14 protein-coding genes are annotated in these 15,676 nt (G+C 67.8%); 7 read left to right on the top strand and 7 right to left on the bottom strand.

The features are described 5' to 3' along the window. Positions 1–4: 4 nt before the first annotated feature. From lpdA to CHC08_RS32075, 3 genes are all read left to right on the top strand, one after another. Positions 5–1,405, top strand: coding sequence for a dihydrolipoyl dehydrogenase (lpdA, locus tag CHC08_RS32080; RefSeq protein ID WP_089211127.1), 1,401 nt, complete (start codon positions 5–7; stop codon positions 1,403–1,405). A gap of 213 nt (positions 1,406–1,618) precedes the next feature. Then, positions 1,619–1,792, top strand: coding sequence for a hypothetical protein (locus CHC08_RS49910; RefSeq protein WP_179282329.1), 174 nt, complete (start codon positions 1,619–1,621; stop codon positions 1,790–1,792). Positions 1,793–2,081: 289 nt separating this feature from the next. Beyond that, on the top strand, positions 2,082–3,035 hold the full coding sequence (locus CHC08_RS32075; RefSeq protein ID WP_218825593.1) for a collagen-like domain-containing protein: 954 nt from the start codon (positions 2,082–2,084) through the stop codon (positions 3,033–3,035). A gap of 116 nt (positions 3,036–3,151) precedes the next feature. On the opposite strand, the gene CHC08_RS32070 is transcribed toward CHC08_RS32075, so the two are convergent. The 3 genes from CHC08_RS32070 to CHC08_RS32060 all read right to left on the bottom strand — a co-directional run bounded on the left by CHC08_RS32070 (position 3,152) and on the right by CHC08_RS32060 (position 6,019). Then, on the bottom strand, positions 3,152–3,724 hold the full coding sequence (locus CHC08_RS32070) for a hypothetical protein (protein WP_089211125.1): 573 nt from the start codon (positions 3,722–3,724) through the stop codon (positions 3,152–3,154). Between the two features lie 44 nt (positions 3,725–3,768). Beyond that, a complete protein-coding gene (locus CHC08_RS32065; protein ID WP_089211124.1) occupies positions 3,769–4,359 on the bottom strand; it encodes a hypothetical protein in 591 nt (196 codons plus the stop codon). Positions 4,360–4,639: 280 nt separating this feature from the next. Beyond that, entirely contained in the window at positions 4,640–6,019 is a 1,380-nt protein-coding gene (locus CHC08_RS32060) for an MFS transporter (RefSeq protein ID WP_179282328.1), read from the bottom strand. On the opposite strand from CHC08_RS32060, the gene CHC08_RS32055 reads away from it, so the two are divergent. Then, a complete protein-coding gene (locus CHC08_RS32055) occupies positions 6,018–6,641 on the top strand; it encodes a winged helix-turn-helix domain-containing protein (protein WP_179282327.1) in 624 nt (207 codons plus the stop codon). The two genes, CHC08_RS32060 and CHC08_RS32055, sit on opposite strands and share 2 nt — an antisense overlap. 106 nt (positions 6,642–6,747) lie before the next feature. Here the strand turns inward: CHC08_RS32055 and purL are convergent, their stop codons facing one another. From purL to purS, 4 genes are all read right to left on the bottom strand, one after another. Then, positions 6,748–9,015 (bottom strand): phosphoribosylformylglycinamidine synthase subunit PurL, encoded by a 2,268-nt coding sequence (gene purL / locus CHC08_RS32050; RefSeq protein WP_420823593.1) that lies wholly within the window; start codon positions 9,013–9,015, stop codon positions 6,748–6,750. Further along, positions 9,000–9,683 (bottom strand): phosphoribosylformylglycinamidine synthase subunit PurQ, encoded by a 684-nt coding sequence (gene purQ, locus CHC08_RS32045; RefSeq protein WP_089211120.1) that lies wholly within the window; start codon positions 9,681–9,683, stop codon positions 9,000–9,002. The genes purL and purQ overlap by 16 nt, the downstream gene beginning before the upstream one ends. A 301-nt stretch (positions 9,684–9,984) precedes the next feature. Continuing rightward, on the bottom strand, positions 9,985–10,419 hold the full coding sequence (locus CHC08_RS32040; RefSeq protein WP_245878690.1) for an ATP-binding protein: 435 nt from the start codon (positions 10,417–10,419) through the stop codon (positions 9,985–9,987). 177 nt (positions 10,420–10,596) lie between these two features. Continuing rightward, positions 10,597–10,842, bottom strand: a complete 246-nt coding sequence (gene purS / locus CHC08_RS32035) for a phosphoribosylformylglycinamidine synthase subunit PurS (RefSeq protein ID WP_089211118.1) — start codon at positions 10,840–10,842, stop codon at positions 10,597–10,599. 288 nt (positions 10,843–11,130) lie between these two features. Here purS and pdhA point away from each other — a divergent pair, with 288 nt between their 5' ends. Genes pdhA through CHC08_RS32020 form a run of 3 tightly spaced genes read left to right on the top strand, consistent with a single transcriptional unit; the run spans position 11,131 to position 14,709 of the window. After that, positions 11,131–12,219 (top strand): pyruvate dehydrogenase (acetyl-transferring) E1 component subunit alpha, encoded by a 1,089-nt coding sequence (pdhA, locus tag CHC08_RS32030; RefSeq protein WP_089211117.1) that lies wholly within the window; start codon positions 11,131–11,133, stop codon positions 12,217–12,219. Then, positions 12,216–13,208 carry an alpha-ketoacid dehydrogenase subunit beta gene (locus CHC08_RS32025; protein WP_089211116.1) on the top strand — a complete coding sequence of 331 codons (993 nt, stop codon included), beginning with the start codon at positions 12,216–12,218 and terminating at the stop codon, positions 13,206–13,208. Before pdhA ends, CHC08_RS32025 begins: the two co-directional genes overlap by 4 nt. A 13-nt stretch (positions 13,209–13,221) precedes the next feature. Then, a complete protein-coding gene (locus CHC08_RS32020) occupies positions 13,222–14,709 on the top strand; it encodes a dihydrolipoamide acetyltransferase family protein (RefSeq protein WP_089211170.1) in 1,488 nt (495 codons plus the stop codon). Positions 14,710–15,676: the final 967 nt, after the last annotated feature.

Here is a 15,676-nt window from a genome sequence, read left to right as displayed (position 1 = left end):
AACCATGAGCATTCACTATGACGTCGTGATCCTCGGGGCGGGCTCCGGAGGATACGTGGCCGCGATCCGAGCCGCCCAGCTGGGGCTCAGCGTCGCAGTCGTCGAGAAGCGTTATTGGGGCGGCGTCTGCCTCAACGTGGGATGCATTCCCTCCAAGGCGCTGCTGCGCAACGCCGAACTCGCCTACTTGTTCACGCGCGAGGCCGGTACGTTCGGCATCCACGTCGAGGGCACGGTCACCTTCGACTACGGCGAGGCCTTCAAGCGCAGCCGTAAGGTCTCCGACGGGCGCGTCAAGGGCGTGCACTACCTGATGAAGAAGAACGGCATCACCGAGTACGACGGCAGCGGCACGTTCACCGACGCCAACACGCTGGAGGTGGCCCGCAACGGCGGCGGCACCGAGACGCTCACGTTCGACCACTGCATCATCGCGACGGGCGCGACCACGAGGCTGCTGCCGGGGACGTCGGTGACGGAGCGGGTGGTGACCTACGAGGAGCAGATCCTCAGCGAGACGCTTCCCGAGAGCATCGTGATCGCGGGTGCGGGCGCGATCGGCGTCGAGTTCGCCTACGTGCTGCACAACTACGGTGTCAAGGTGACGATCGTGGAGTTCCTCGATCGCCTTGTCCCCCTGGAGGACGAGGAGGTCTCGGCGGAGCTCGCCCGGCGCTACAAGCGGCTCGGCGTCGAGGTGCTGACCTCGACGCGCGTGGAGTCCATCGACGACTCCGGCGACAAGGTGCGCGTGACGGTCTCACGCGACGGGCGGCAGCAGGTCCTCGAGGCGGACAAGGTGCTGCAGGCGATCGGCTTCCAGCCGCGTGTCGAGGGGTACGGGCTCGACCGCACCGGGGTGGCCCTCACCGAGCGTGGCGCCATCGACATCGACAGCCGGGGCCGTACGAACGTGCCGCACATCTTCGCCGTCGGCGACGTGACGGCCAAGCTGATGCTCGCGCACGCCGCCGAGGCCATGGGGATCGTCGCGGCGGAGACCATCGCGGGTGCGGAGACGATGGAGCTCGACTATGTGATGATCCCGCGGGCGACGTACTGCCAGCCCCAGATCGCGAGCTTCGGCTTCACCGAGGCGCAGGCCCGCGAGCTGGGCTTTGACGTGAAGGTGGCCAAGTTCCCGTTCAGCGCCAACGCCAAGGCTCACGGCCTGGGGGACGCGGTGGGGTTTGTCAAGATCCTCAGCGACGGCGAGCACGGGGAGCTGATCGGCGCCCACCTGATCGGGCCCGAGGTCACCGAGTTGCTGCCCGAACTGACGCTGGCCCAGCGGTGGGACCTGACGGTTCACGAGGTGGCGCGGAACGTGCACGCTCACCCCACGCTCGGCGAAGCGGTCAAGGAGGCGATCCACGGCCTGGCAGGTCACATGATCAACATGTGAACTCGGGCCGATCGTCGTCCGCACGGCGCGGGCCGGTCGTTCTCCGGACTCCGGTGGCTCCTCCGGGCGTTCGGATGGGCTCATCGGTTTTCCGACCTCCGCTGGGCCCGCCCTGGTCTATGACGGGAGTACGGCTCGTGCCGGTACGTCCCACCGCACCGCCGGGGTCCGAATACGAACCGGCCGAGGGGAGAGGTCTGGTTCCGAGCCGAGGTGCCCAACGAGAGTGTGCTGCGTGCCGTGGGGCAGGCCCCGTACACGATCAGGGTCGACTTGGAGCTGGACAGGAAGCGGCACTCGGCGTCGGTGGTCTGGCCGCGAGATGTGAGTAAGGACCCGGACGGCGACGAATCGCTCGTGCCGATCTTCAGCCCGGCCCTGCGGTGATCGTCCGAGCGGGGGTTCGGAGCGTACGCATCGGATAGGTCGAGCGGCGGGCGGCGATCGGAGCCTCGTCGCTGACTCATGATTCGCCGTTTCGCGCCTGATGGGCGAGGTTTCCCCCGGCGTTCTGATCGTTCCAGGTGCCGTCAGTTCGGACGAGTGGTCAAACTCTGGGTTTCTCTTCGAATCCAAAGCGTGACATTTCATGCGACAACCATTGGAACGATTGAAGCGTGTACTACCTGTAACTCCCCAATCACACCAGGCTCTGGTGTCCCAGAAAGGAAGCCTCGTGGCTTTCAAGTTGCCGGGCATGCGCCCGCTTGCCGTCGTGGCCGTCGGTGTGCTGGCCGGATCCCTGCTCACGATGGGCGGCAGCGCCGTCGCGTCGTCGTCGGCGGCAGGCGCCGAGATTCACGCGTGTGTGCACAAGAAGACGCGCTACGCACGGATCGTCAATGTCACGACCGTGTGCAAGCCGACCGAGATCCGGGTGAAGTGGGCCCAGAGCGCCGGCGGTAGTTCCCAGAGCTTCGCGACCGCCGGCCCGCAGGGCCCCCAGGGTCCCGCGGGCAGGACCGGTGCCACCGGACCCACCGGTCCCACCGGCTCGCAGGGCAGGACGGGCTTCAGGGGCAAGAACGGCATCCAGGGTCCGGCCGGCCCCATCGGCCCGAAGGGCGCCGACGGCAAGGACGGCGTCCAGGGCCCCGTCGGCCCGAAGGGCGCGGACGGCGCCGACGGCAAGCTCGGCCCCGAGGGTCCTGCCGGCCCGAAGGGCGCGGAGGGCACGGATGGCAAGATCGGCCCCGAGGGTCCCGCCGGTCCGAAGGGCGCCAACGGCACCGATGGTAAGGACGGCAAGGACGGCGCTCCGGGTACCAAGGGCGCCAATGGCGAGCAGGGTCCTCGCGGACTGCAGGGCCCGAAGGGTGACACCGGCGCGCAGGGACCGAAGGGCGAGCCCGGATCCGGCAAGGGCGGAACGCTCAGCGTGCACACCGAGACCGCGTCGCTCGGCAGCAGCGGCGGCACGGCGACCTGTGACTCTGATGAGGTCGCGACCGGCGGTGGCTTCTTCATCAGCGACGACGACTACGTCGCCTCGGCCTCCATGCCCAGCGGGAACGGCTGGAGCGTGAAGATCAACAAGCTCTCCTCGGGCGGCGACAACAACCGCAACAGCGTCAACAGCGGCGGCGGCTCCAAGGGCAGCGTCTACGTGGTCTGCGCCAAGAAGAGCTGATCTCTTCCGGCCCACGCCACCCGCATGACCGGCCAGGCCCCTCCCGCTCGCCGGGAGGGGCCTGCTGCTTTTGCCAGGGTTGTTCCGCCGGCGGGCCGCCCTGACTACGGGCGGGATCAGCCCGCGAAGGTCACGGTGGCGTACTGATATTGGGTCTTGCCGTTCTCGTCCCCGGTGTGCAGGCGGCCGGTCATGACCTGGTTGTACGGCGCGTTCGTGGTGTGGCTGCTTTCCTTGTACTGACCGGTCCAGGTCGCGCCGGTCAGCCGCACCTGCCGGTTCTGCCAGTACAGCGCGCCGGTGCGGTACCTCGTGGGGCCGTTCTCATCGCCGCTGTGCCACCTGCCGACGAGTGCCTGGTCCAGCGGGGCGACGTAGCTGGACCTGCTCTCCTTCTGGGAGGCGGTCCAGTCGCCGGAATGCACATAGACCCGCTCGCCGTTGATGAAGATCGTGCTGCACTGGTAAGTGGTCGGGCGGTTCTCGTCGCCGACGTGCGTCCGACCGGTGAGCACCTGGTTCGCCGGGCAGGTGAACTGGGAGTCGACCTCGGTGGACATCGTCTCGGAGCTGGTGACCTCAACCTTGATCGTCACCTCGGCGGCCGCCGAGGCGGGAAAGGCCATGGTCACGGCCGCCAGGGCGGCGGCCGCCACCGCGGCGGATACGGCCTTGCTGTACGTCTTCATCTTTTCTGCTCTCTTCCTTGGTGCCGTTGCGTCCACAGAAGCGATCAGCCCGCGAAGGTCACGGTGGCGTACTGGTACTGGGTCTTGCCGTTCTCGTCCCCGGTGTGCAGGCGGCCGGTCATGACCTGGTTGTACGGCGCGTGCGTGGTGTGGTTGCTTTCCCTGTACTCGCCGGTCCAGGTCGCGCCGGTCAGCGACACCTGCCGCCCCTGCCAGAACAGCGTGGCGGGACGGTATCTCGTGAGGCCGTTCTCGTCGCCGCTGTGCGACCTGCCGACGAGCGCCCAGTTCGCCGGGGCGACATAGGTGGACTTGCTCTCCTTCACGCCCGGGGTCCAGTCGAGGATGTTCACCCGGACCTGCTCGTCGTTGATGAAAATCCAGCTGCAGTGGTAAGTGGTCGGGCTGTTCTCGTCGCCGACGTGCGTGCGACCGGTGAGCACCTGGTTCGTCGGGCAGGTGAACTGCGACCTCCACTCCGGTACTTCCTCGGAGGAGGCGCGTTCGACCCTGATCGTCACCGCCGTGGCCGACGCCACTGAGGCCGATGCCGCAGAGGCGGGAAAGGCCGTGGTCACCGCCGTCAGAGCGGCGGCCGCCATCGCGGCGGATACGGCCTTGCTGTACGTCCTCATCTTTTCTGTTTCCTTACGTGCTGCTGCGAGTGGATCTCATTCACACCCCCAGATTTAGAAGATCGTGCTTGGAATCAACTTGGGATCAACTTGAGTGAGGTGTCAGCACCGACCGCGAGGGACCGGCCACTCGCCCCGACCCGGACGGAGCGGCGGCAGCAGGAACGGGAGGAGACGTCGTTGCCGCGATCGCACTCCCCGGAGAACAACGAGCCGGATCCGGGGGTTGAGGAACAGCCGCGTGGAGGTCGGCGGTAATGCTTCGTTGTCCCCGGCCGCATCATCTGAGCGGTGATTGATCTGTGGCAATCGGCCACGGGGCTTCCCGGAGATGTTTGCGGGACGCGGCGTATCCACCCGTGATGGCGAGCATCGCGGCGAACACCAGCATCGTCGTAGAGACGCTCAGATATTGCAGCATGAGGCCGGCGCCGACCGCTCCAAGCGGTCCGCCCAGGCCGAAAAGCATGCTCGCGGCCGCGATGACCCTGCCCAGCCTGTCGGCCGGGACCCCGCGAAACACCAGCACGTCGATGAGGACGCCGAGGGCCGGCACGCCGAGCATCGCGAAGCCCAGCACCGCCATCACCCACCATGGCCCGAACGGCAGCACGAGCGCCGCGAACACCGGTACCTGCATGACCACAACACCGACCAGCAGTACGCCAGGACGCAACCGGCGGTGGAGCGGACCGACGAGAGCGGCGCCCGCCAAGCCGCCGAGCGCCATGCCGGCCATCACCGTTCCGATGATCCACGAGGGGGTGTGCTGCCGTTGCAGGATGATCGTGGCGATCAGGACGAGCGGGGCGCCCGCGGCGTTGAGTACGGTGACGGCCAGGGTGGCGGTGCGCAGCACGGGGTCGTCCCACAGCGTCCTGACCCCCATCAGCATGCCACCGGCCCCCTTCTCCGGTGCCGGATCGGCCGTCGACGAGGTGATCCGCGCAGGGATGCGGACGATGAGGACGCAGAACCAGGACACCGCAAAGCTCACGGAACAGAAGAGGAAGGGCAGTAGCTGCCTCACGCCGTACAGCAGCCCGCCCAGGGGAGGGCCGGCGAGGCCCGCGGCACTGTTACGGACCTCCTCCTGGGTCAGGGCCGCGGTCAGCTGGCTGCCCGGCACTACGGCACGCACCACGAGCATGCGGGCCGGTCCCCCGAACGCCGAGCCGGCGCCCAGCACGGCGGCGGTCACCAGGAGGTGAACCATCGTCAGATGACCGGCCATCAGGGCCACCGCGACACTGCCGGCGGCGAGCGCGCGACCCCCGTCGGCGAAGAGGAGAACGTGCCGACAGTCCCGGCGATCGACCACCTCACCTGCGGGCAGCGCCAGCACCACCCCTGCGAGCAGCTGCACGAACGCGAACAGGCCGGCCTGGGCGGGTGATCCTGTCACCGCGAGGATCACCAGCGGGTAGGTGACCTCCGCAGCCTCGCCGCCCAGGAAACCGACCGTCGACCCGATCCACAACAACTGGAAGCGCCGGTTGCGCCGTAGCGGGGGAGGCGGTTCCCCTGCCACCGGGGCAGCCTCGGTACCTTCGGCGGACGACATCACGTTCAGCCTCCCGTAAATGTTATCGTAAGAGAAATCATTCACGCTGACGTTAATGGTGTCGCGAGGAAGAATCAATGGCAGGATGGTCGGCATGGTGCTTCCAACGGCAGCGGTCGGTGACCCTGCTCCGGTCCGCCTGGTCAACGACGTCGAGACGCTGCGGGTGCTGTCGGACCCGCTCCGGTTGGCCATCCTCCGGCTGCTGATGCGCAGTGTGAGCCACGCTCCGCCGATACTGTCCGTCAAGGAGATGGCCGCGGAGCTGGAGGAGCCGCCCACCAAGCTGTACCGGCACGTCAAGCAGCTGGAGGCGTGCGGCCTCATCGTGGTTGCCGAAACCCGGCTGGTGTCGGGAATCGTCGAATATCGCTACCGAACAGGCCAGCTCGGCCTGCGCTGGGACAGCGCGCTGCTCGGCCAGGCCGCCGACCCGTCCGACCTGCTGGCCATCGACATGGCGAGCTGCGAGGGCTTCCTCCAGGACTATGCGGTAGCCGTGACATCGGGCAGGGTCCGCCTCGATCAGCAGGCGTCCCCTGAAGCGCCGTACCGCGACCCGATCAGTGCGGTGGTCGGAGCTCGGCTATCTCCCCAGCGGGCCATGCAGCTGCGCGGCCGCCTCGCCGCCTTGATCGCTGAGTACTTCGACGGAAGCGACGACGAGGACGGCGTACCCGTCCACATGTCTCTCGTCTTCTACAGCCCGGAGGAGTAGCCGCCAGGCGTCCACGCCTACTGCGCACCGGACGCCGCATTCGGCTTCTGATCGACGACGGGGGTACGGCTCGCGTGAGCCGTACCCCCGTCGTAGGTGTGGTGGATCAGCCGAAGATGCCCGGCAGGGTGGCAGTGTGGGTCTCCCGGAGTTCGGTGATCGGAACCTCCAGAACGTTCTCGATCGTCAGCGTGGTGCCGCCGGTGGCGCCCAGGCCGTAGCAGGGCACCTCGTGGGTGGCGCAGAGCTCCGCGAAGGCGTCGAACGACTCCGGCCTCACGGTCACCAGCGCGCGGGCCGACGACTCGCTGAACAGGTCCACGAACGCGTCGTCGCCCGTCAGGGAGACCGTGCAGCCGATGCCCTGGGCGAGGCAGGCCTCGGCCAGGGCGATCGCCAGACCGCCGTCGGACAGATCGTGGGAGCCGGTCAGCAGACCCCGCGAAGCGGCCTCGGTCAGGACGAGCGCCAGGTCGCGCTCGGACTCCAGCTTGGCCTGGGGAGGCAGGCCGCCGAGGTGGCCGTGGGTCACGTGAGCCCACTCGGAGCCGCCGAACTCCTCGTCGGTGTCGCCGAGCAGGATGACCTTGTCGCCGTCGCCGGTGAAGCCCGTCCGCACCCGCGTGGCCACGTTGTCGATCACGCCCAGCACGCCCACCACCGGGGTCGGGTGGATCGGGGTCGATCCGGTCTGGTTGTAGAACGACACGTTGCCGCCGGTCACCGGGACGCCGAGGATCTTGCAGGCGTCGGCCAGGCCGCGTACGGCCTCGGAGAACTGCCACATGACCTCGGGGTCCTCGGGGGAGCCGAAGTTGAGGCAGTTGGTCACGGCGAGCGGCGTGGAGCCGGTCACGGCCACGTTCCGGTACGCCTCGGAGAGCGCGAGCTGGGCCCCGGCGTAGGGGTCGAGGCGGGCGTAGCGGCCGTTGCCGTCGGTGGCCAGCGCGATGCCCCTGGTCGTCTCCTCGGCGCCCGGCATGACCTCGCTGATCCGCAGCACTCCGGCGTCGGCGGGCTGAGCCAGCACGGTGTTGCCCCGGACGTACCGGTCGTACTGGGAGGTCACCCACTCCTTCGAGGCGAGGTTGGGCGAGCCGAGCAGCTCCAGCAGCGTCGCGCGCAGGTCGGAGGAGCGGCCGAGGAGGTTCGGGTCGTCGCCGTTCAGCGCGACCTGACCGGCGGGCTCGTGGAACGGGCGCTCGTAGACCGGGCCCTCGTCGACCGCGGTGCCCGGCGGGATGTCCACGATGGTCTCGCCGTGCCAGGTCATCACCAGGCGGCCCCCGTCGGTGACCTCCCCGATCACGGTCGATGGGATGTCCCACTTCGCGCAGATCGCCATGAAGGCATCGATGTTGTCGGGAGTGACGATCGCCATCATGCGTTCCTGAGACTCGCTCATCAGGATCTCTTCTGGCCGCAGCGACGGGTCGCGCAGGGGGACGAGGTCCAGCCTGACGTCCATGCCTCCGGTGCCCTTGGCCGCGAGCTCGGTCGTCGCGCAGGAGACGCCCGCGGCGCCGAGGTCCTGGATGCCGACGACGATGTCCGCCTGGTAGAGCTCCAGGCAGCACTCGATCAGGAGCTTCTCCATGAACGGGTCGCCCACCTGGACGCTGGGGCGCTTGGCCTGCGACTCGTCCTCGAACGTGGCCGAGGCCAGCACGGACGCGCCGCCGATGCCGTCGGGGCCGGTCAGCGCCCCGAACAGGACGACCTTGTTACCCGGCCCCGGGGCGACGGCCAGCTTGATCTGGTCCTTGCGGAGCAGACCCACGCAGAGCGCGTTGACGAGGGGGTTGCCGATGTAACAGGGGTCGAAGACGACCTCGCCGCCGATGTTGGGCAGGCCGAGGCAGTTGCCGTAGTGGCTGATGCCCTCGACCACGCCGGGCAGCACCCGCCTGGTGTCGGGGGCGTCCGCCGCGCCGAAGCGCAGCGCGTCCATCACCGCGATCGGCCGTGCGCCCATCGACATGATGTCGCGGACGATGCCGCCGACGCCGGTCGCCGCGCCCTGGTGCGGCTCGACGTAGGAGGGGTGGTTGTGTGACTCGATCTTGAAGGTGGCGGCCCAGCCGTCACCGATGTCCACGACGCCGGCGTTCTCACCCATGCCGACGAGCAGGGCCTCCGACTTCGGGGCCTTGGTGGCGAACTGGCGCAGGTGCACCTTGGAGGACTTGTAGGAGCAGTGCTCGCTCCACATGACGCTGTAGATGGCCAGCTCGGAGCCCGTGGGCCGACGGCCGAGGATCGCGCGGACCCGCTCGTACTCGTCGATCTTCATGCCCAGCGCGGCGTACGGCTGCGGCTCGTCGGGGGTGTCCTCGGCCCGTTTGACGGTGTCGAGACTCATGCGTTCACCCAGCTCTTCAGGATGGAGGAGAAGAATCCGCGTCCGTCGGTGCTCGGGGCGCCGGTGAGGTCCTCGACGGCGTGCTCGGGGTGCGGCATGAGCCCGACGATGTTTCCCGCCTCGTTGCGGATGCCCGCGATGTCGTTGAGGGAGCCGTTGGGGTTGCCCCCCGTGTAGCGGAAGACGACCTGGTCGCCCGCCTCCAGGGCGCTCAGGGTCGCCTCGTCGGCGACGTAGCGGCCCTCACCGTGCTTGATCGGCAGGACGATCTCCTGGCCCTCGGTGAAGTCCGAGGTCCAGGGGGTGGTGTTGCTCTCCACCCGGATGCCTTGGTCGCGGCAGACGTAGTGCAACCCGGCGTTGCGCATCAGCGCACCGGGCAGCAGGTGGGCCTCACAGAGGATCTGGAAGCCGTTGCAGGTGCCCAGAACCGGCAGACCGGCCTTGGCGGCGGGGATCAGCTCTCCCATCAACGGTGCGAACCTGGAGATCGCCCCGCAGCGCAGGTAGTCCCCGTAGGAGAACCCACCCGGCAGGAAGACCGCGTCCACACCCTTGAGATCGGGGTCCGCGTGCCACAACGGGACGGCTTCGCCGCCCGCGTGACGTACGGCGCGAGCCGCGTCCTGATCGTCAAGAGTTCCGGGAAAAGTGACGACGCCCACGCGGGCAGCACTCATGGCAGCGTTCCCCTCCACAAACGAGCACCGCGCCGACGTCTCACACATCGGACGTCGGTCTGCGGCGGTGCTCCCAGGCTATCCGCTCCCGAGGGGAGGTCACGCGCGGACGTGTCCGATCGCACAGCTCATCGCGCCGGGATCGGCTCGGGAGACGGAGGATCGTACGGCGAGCACCGGCGCGTACGGCGGTGTGCACCGCTGTACGGTTCGGGCGATCTCGAAGGGTCCCAACAGCTCAGGCGACTCAGGCGGCTCGGGTGACCCGGATGACGCAGACGGTTCGAACTGTTCGGACGGCTCAGACGGCGGCGAGCACGCGATCGTTGAGGAACATGGCGTCCTCGTCCCAGTCGAGGTGCTTGCGCAGATGCACGATGGTGCCCCTGCCGGGCGCGATGTCGAAGGAGATCTCGTCCACCACGGCCTGCATGATGAGGATGCCCCTGCCGTTCTCGACGTCCGTCGCCGGGTAGCGCTCCGGCACCCGGATGAGCCCCTGGCCCCTGTCGATGATGCGGACGTCGCAGCGGCCGTAGCCGATCGCCGTCTCCACCTCGTAGCGGTTGGCCGGGCCGCCGTGGCGTACGGCATTGGCACAGGCCTCGGTCACCGCGAGGAGGATGTCGGCGATGCAATCCTCGGTGACGCCGAGCGAACGCAGGGAGTCACCCAGCGCCCGGCGGACCATCGGAATGCCGATGGCCTCTCTCGGTAAAGCCAGCGAGAACTCCATGTTCACCGGTTTCCCTCCCGGGTGTGATGTCACCCAGTGAAGGCTTCCCTACAGAATCCGGGCTAACCGCAAAATAACCTTAATGTTATTTAGTGGTGGTCAAGCCGTGGGATTCTGTGGCACCCGAAGTGGGATTTAACCGGATTCGAGGAAATCTGATGTGTGATATGTGACGGCCTACGCGTCGAGGGTGACCGTGTAGTCCTCGATCACCGTGTTGGCGAGCAGGGTCTCCGCCATCTTTCGGACGTCCGCAAGTGCGGCCTCGTCGGCGGGCCCGTCGAGCTCCACCTCGAACCGCTTGCCCTGCCGTACCGCTGAGACACCGGAGAAGCCGAGCCGCGGCAGCGCTCGCGCGATGGCCTGCCCCTGCGCGTCGAGAATCTCGGGCTTCAGCATGACGTCGACGATGACGCGCGCCACGGTGTTCCTCCTGGTTGTAGCGGAGCCGGTCCGGCGTCTCAAGAGTAACGGGCCTGCCCGGCACTTCGACGCAGGGCCCAGAGTCCTATCGTGCGAGGGTGAAAGGAAGTACGAGGGGAACGGGGATCTCATGGACGTCGAGATGGGTCTTGCGCATAGGTATGTGACCTCTGCCACGATGTCCTCAGACGCGGACGAACCACCACCAAACGGGTCGAATGCGACGCTGATCGGCCGGACAGGGGTGGCGAACCCATCCAGACGGCCCCGAGCACACAGGAGCGGCACGTGACAGCCGACGCCTCTCACGGAGAAGCACCCCCAGAGTTCGTTCAGTTGCTGACCCCCGAAGGAGAACGGGTCCAGCATCCCGACTACGACATCGATCTGACGCCGGAGGAGATCCGCGGCCTGTACCGGGACCTGGTCCTGGTCCGCCGCGTCGACCTGGAGGCCGTCGCCCTGCAGCGCCAGGGCGAGCTGGGCATCTGGGCCTCCCTGCTCGGCCAGGAAGCCGCGCAGATCGGTTCGGGCCGGGCGCTGACCGAAGCGGACATGGCCTTCCCGACCTACCGGGAGCACGGCGTGGCCTGGTGCCGGGGGGTGGACCCGGTGAACCTGCTCGGCCTGTTCCGCGGCGTCAACCACGGTGGCTGGGACCCCGCGGAGCACAACTTCCACCTGTACACGATCGTGATCGGCAGCCAGACCCTGCACGCGGTCGGTTACGCCATGGGCATCCAGCGCGACGGCGCCGACGCCGCCACGATCGTCTACTTCGGTGACGGCGCGACCTCCCAGGGCGACGTGAACGAGTCGTTCATCTGGGCCTCGGTGTTCAACGCGCCGGTGGTGTTCTTCTGCCAGAACAACCAGTGGGCCATCTCCGAGCCCCTGGAGAAGCAGTCCCGCATCCCGCTGTACCGCCGGGCGAGCGGGTTCGGTTTCCCGGGCGTCCGGGTCGACGGCAACGACGTCTTCGCCTGCCTCGCCGTGACCCGCAAGGCGCTGGCCGATGCCAGGTCCGGACAGGGCCCGATGCTCATCGAGGCCTTCACCTACCGGATGGGCGCCCACACCACCTCCGACGACCCGACCCGCTACCGGGTGGCCGCCGAGCTGGAGGCGTGGAAGCTCAAGGACCCGATCGAGCGGGTCCGGTCCTACATGTTCAAAAACCAGATCGCCGACCAGGAGTTCTTCGACGCGATCGACGCCGAGGCCGACGACCTGGGACGTGACGTGCGCAAACGCTGTCTGGCGCTGCCCGACCCCGAACCGCTCGCCATCTTCGATCACGTCTACGCGGAGCCGCACAGGCTGATGGACGAAGAGCGCGCCCAGTTCGGCGCCTACCTGGAGGGGTTCGAGGGATGACCATCCTGACGCTGGCCAAGGCGCTCAACGAGGGCATGCGCAAGGCGATGGAGGACGACCCCAAGGTCCTCGTCATGGGCGAGGACGTGGGCAAGCTCGGCGGAGTCTTCCGGGTGACCGACGGACTGCAGAAGGACTTCGGCGAGCAGCGGGTCATCGACACCCCGCTGGCGGAGTCGGGCATCATCGGGACGGCCATCGGTCTCGCGCTGCGCGGATACCGCCCGGTCTGCGAGATCCAGTTCGACGGGTTCGTCTTCCCCGCGGCCGACCAGATCATCACGCAGCTGGCCAAGATGCCGCTGCGATCGCTGGGCAAGCTGAAGCTGCCCGTCGTGGTCCGGATCCCCTGCGGCGGCGGCATCGGCGCCGTCGAGCACCACAGCGAGTCGCCCGAGGCCTACTTCACCCACACCGCGGGCCTGCGCGTCGTCGCCTGCTCCAACCCCTCCGACGCCTACGAGATGATCCAGCAGGCGATCCGGTGTGACGACCCCGTCGTCTTCTTCGAGCCCAAGCGGCGCTACTGGGAGAAGGCGGAGGTGGACATCCCCACCTCCTCGGCCGGCTCCGCCGCGTGGCTGCCCTTCGACCAGGGCAAGGTGGTACGGCCGGGCACGGATGTCACCATGCTCGCCTACGGGCCGATGGTGAAGACCTGCCTGGAGGCCGCGAAGGCGGCCGAGGACGACGGCCGGTCACTGGAGGTCGTGGACCTGCGCTCACTCAACCCCCTGGACGTCGAGCTGGTCGTAGAGTCGGTACGGAAGACCGGACGGTGCGTCGTGGTGCACGAGGCCGCGGTCTTCAACGGCTTCGGAGCCGAGCTCGCCGCCCGGATCACCGAGGAGTGCTTCTACAACCTGGAGGCCCCGGTACTGCGCGTGGGCGGGCCGTCCACGCCTTACCCGCCTTCCAGGCTGGAGGATCACTACCTGCCTGACCTGGACCGGGTCCTGCACGCCGTCGACCGCGTGTTCGCGTTCTGAGAAGGGGGTGACGATGAAGGAGTTCAAGCTCCCCGACGTGGGTGAGGGCCTGACCGAGGCTGAGATCGTCCGCTGGCATGTGAAGGTCGGAGACCTGGTCAAGGTCAACCAGATCATCGTGGAGATAGAGACCGCCAAGGCCGTCGTCGAGCTGCCCTGCCCGTTCGAGGGTGTGGTGGCCGCGCTGATGGCCGACGAGGGCGAGACCGTGGACGTCGGCAGGCCGATCATCTCCGTGGACGACGGCACGGACGCCGGTCCCGGCCCCGTCTCCGGTGTATCCGGTTCCGACTCCGAACGCGGAGCGGCTCTGAACGACGACATGGTGCCGTCGCTTCCCAAGGAGGAGCGTCAGCCGGTCCTGGTGGGATACGGCGTCAAGATGGGCACGGCCAAACGCCGTCCCCGCAAGCCGTCCCCCACGGGTTCCGCCGAACCGCCCGCCCGCCCGTCCACCGAACCGTCCGGCGAGCCGTCCGCCCGCTCATATGCCGAGCCGGTCGCCCGCCCGTCCGCCGAGCCGGTCGCCCGCCCGTCCGCCGAGCCGCCGACCCGGTCATCGGCCTGGAAGAGCGAGCCGGTCCTCACCGGGACCGAGGCCGCCGTGGAGACGATCGCGTCGCCGGGCCGGGGCGCGATCCTGGCCAAGCCTCCGGTGCGGAAGCTGGCCAGGGACCTCGGGGTCGACCTGACCGCACTCACCGGGACAGGCCCGCAGGGCTCGATCACGCGGGACGACGTCCACTCGGCGATCGACGCCCCGCCCGCCCCGGCGACGGCGCGAGCCGTACGGGCCGGTGCGGACGAGGAGCGGATCCCGGTCAAGGGGGTGCGGAAGGCGACCGCGCAGGCGATGGTGACCTCCGCGTTCACCGCGCCACACGTCACCGAGTTCCTCCAGGTGGACGTGACCGAGACCATGGACGCGGTCAGGCGGCTACGGCAGCTGCCCGACTTCGCCGAGGTCAAGGTCTCGCCGTTGCTCCTGGTGGCCAAGGCGGTGCTCGTCGCCGCACGCCGGTATCCGATGATCAACGCGGCGTGGGACGAGGCCGCTCAGGAGATCGTGGTCAAGCACTACGTGAACCTCGGCATCGCCGCCGCCACCCCGCGTGGCCTGCTCGTTCCCAACGTCAAGGACGCTCACGCCCTGTCCCTCCCGGATCTGGCCAGAGCCCTGGGCGCCCTCGCGGAAACCGCCAGGGCCGGCCGTACCCAGCCCGCGGAGATGGCGGGGGGCACGATCACGATCACCAATGTGGGCGTGTTCGGGGTGGACGCCGGCACCCCGATCCTCAACCCGGGCGAGTCTGCCATCCTGGCCTTCGGCCAGGTCAGGGACATGCCGTGGGTGGTGGACGGGCAGATCGTGCCGCGCAAGGTCTGCACGCTCGCTCTCTCCTTCGACCACCGGGTCGTGGACGGCGAGCTCGGTTCGCTCTTCCTGCGCGACATCGGCGCCATGCTCCAGGATCCGCTCCGCATGCTCGCCTGGGGCTGACCTGCGACAGGTCCCGTTCTCCCGGTGCTCCGGCACACAGGAGGACCTGCCTGTCCGAGGCCGATCCGAGGCAGGCACATAGGACGCTCCGCCTGTCCGGAGCCGACACGTGAGACCGAGAGCCCGTCCCCGCCGAGGGGGCGGGCTCTCGGCGTCTCCGCGGATGCCTTCCCGGCGACCCTTCCCGTCACGCGTGGATGCCACCGGGTACCGGATGACCGGGTTCGTCCGGAGACCTCTGCCCTCCGGGCTCCGCTCGGAACTCTCCTCCGGCGGCACTTCGATATGCCACTCTCCGCCGCCGTTCATTTACTGACCTGGCGCGTCAATTCTTGTGATGAAAGTCAGAAGCCCTTCTGAGAGGTCGGTAGGCCGTACGCGAGGAGGCGTCTCTGCAAATTATGGAAATCGCCCCTTGGGGCTTACCTGAATCTTTCTTTAAGGTTCAACTTCTTAGGTAAAGTCTTTGAGGGAATGTCGGGTTGTAATTTTGGGAGAGTTTACCTAGGTCAACATTGGGAGCTTATTGGAATGGGTGGTTAAAACATCTTCAATACGAGCTGTATTCGCCTGTTTGTCCGGGTATGAGTGCTAATGTCATGGTTGGTAAGGCACGAAAGATCAGTTCGAGGGGAGAACGCAATGACTTTCAACAAGGTCTTCCCGACCCGCGACTGGGGCTGGGGCGGAGGCTGGGGCTGGCGCCGCCGCGGTGGCTGTGGTGGTGGCTGTGGATGCCGTCGCCGCCGCTGGGGCGGTTGGTGGTAACCAGCTCCACCTGAGAGCCGACGGTGAAACCGTCGGCTCTCACTCTTCTGGAAGGCCCGATCTTCTGAGAGGCCCGATTGAGATGAGAGGTCCGGCTGAGAGGCCCGTCAATCAGGAAGAACCAAGCGAGGAGGAACTAAAGCCAATGGCGCAGCCACCTCCAGTCGCGCCGACGGTTTCCATCCGGAAAGCCTTCCAG

It is taken from the genome of Streptosporangium subroseum (genome assembly GCF_900188345.1).
In the GTDB taxonomy this organism is placed as follows: Bacteria; Actinomycetota; Actinomycetes; order Streptosporangiales; family Streptosporangiaceae; genus Streptosporangium; species Streptosporangium subroseum.
This window is presented reverse-complemented; position numbering and strand designations above follow the sequence as displayed.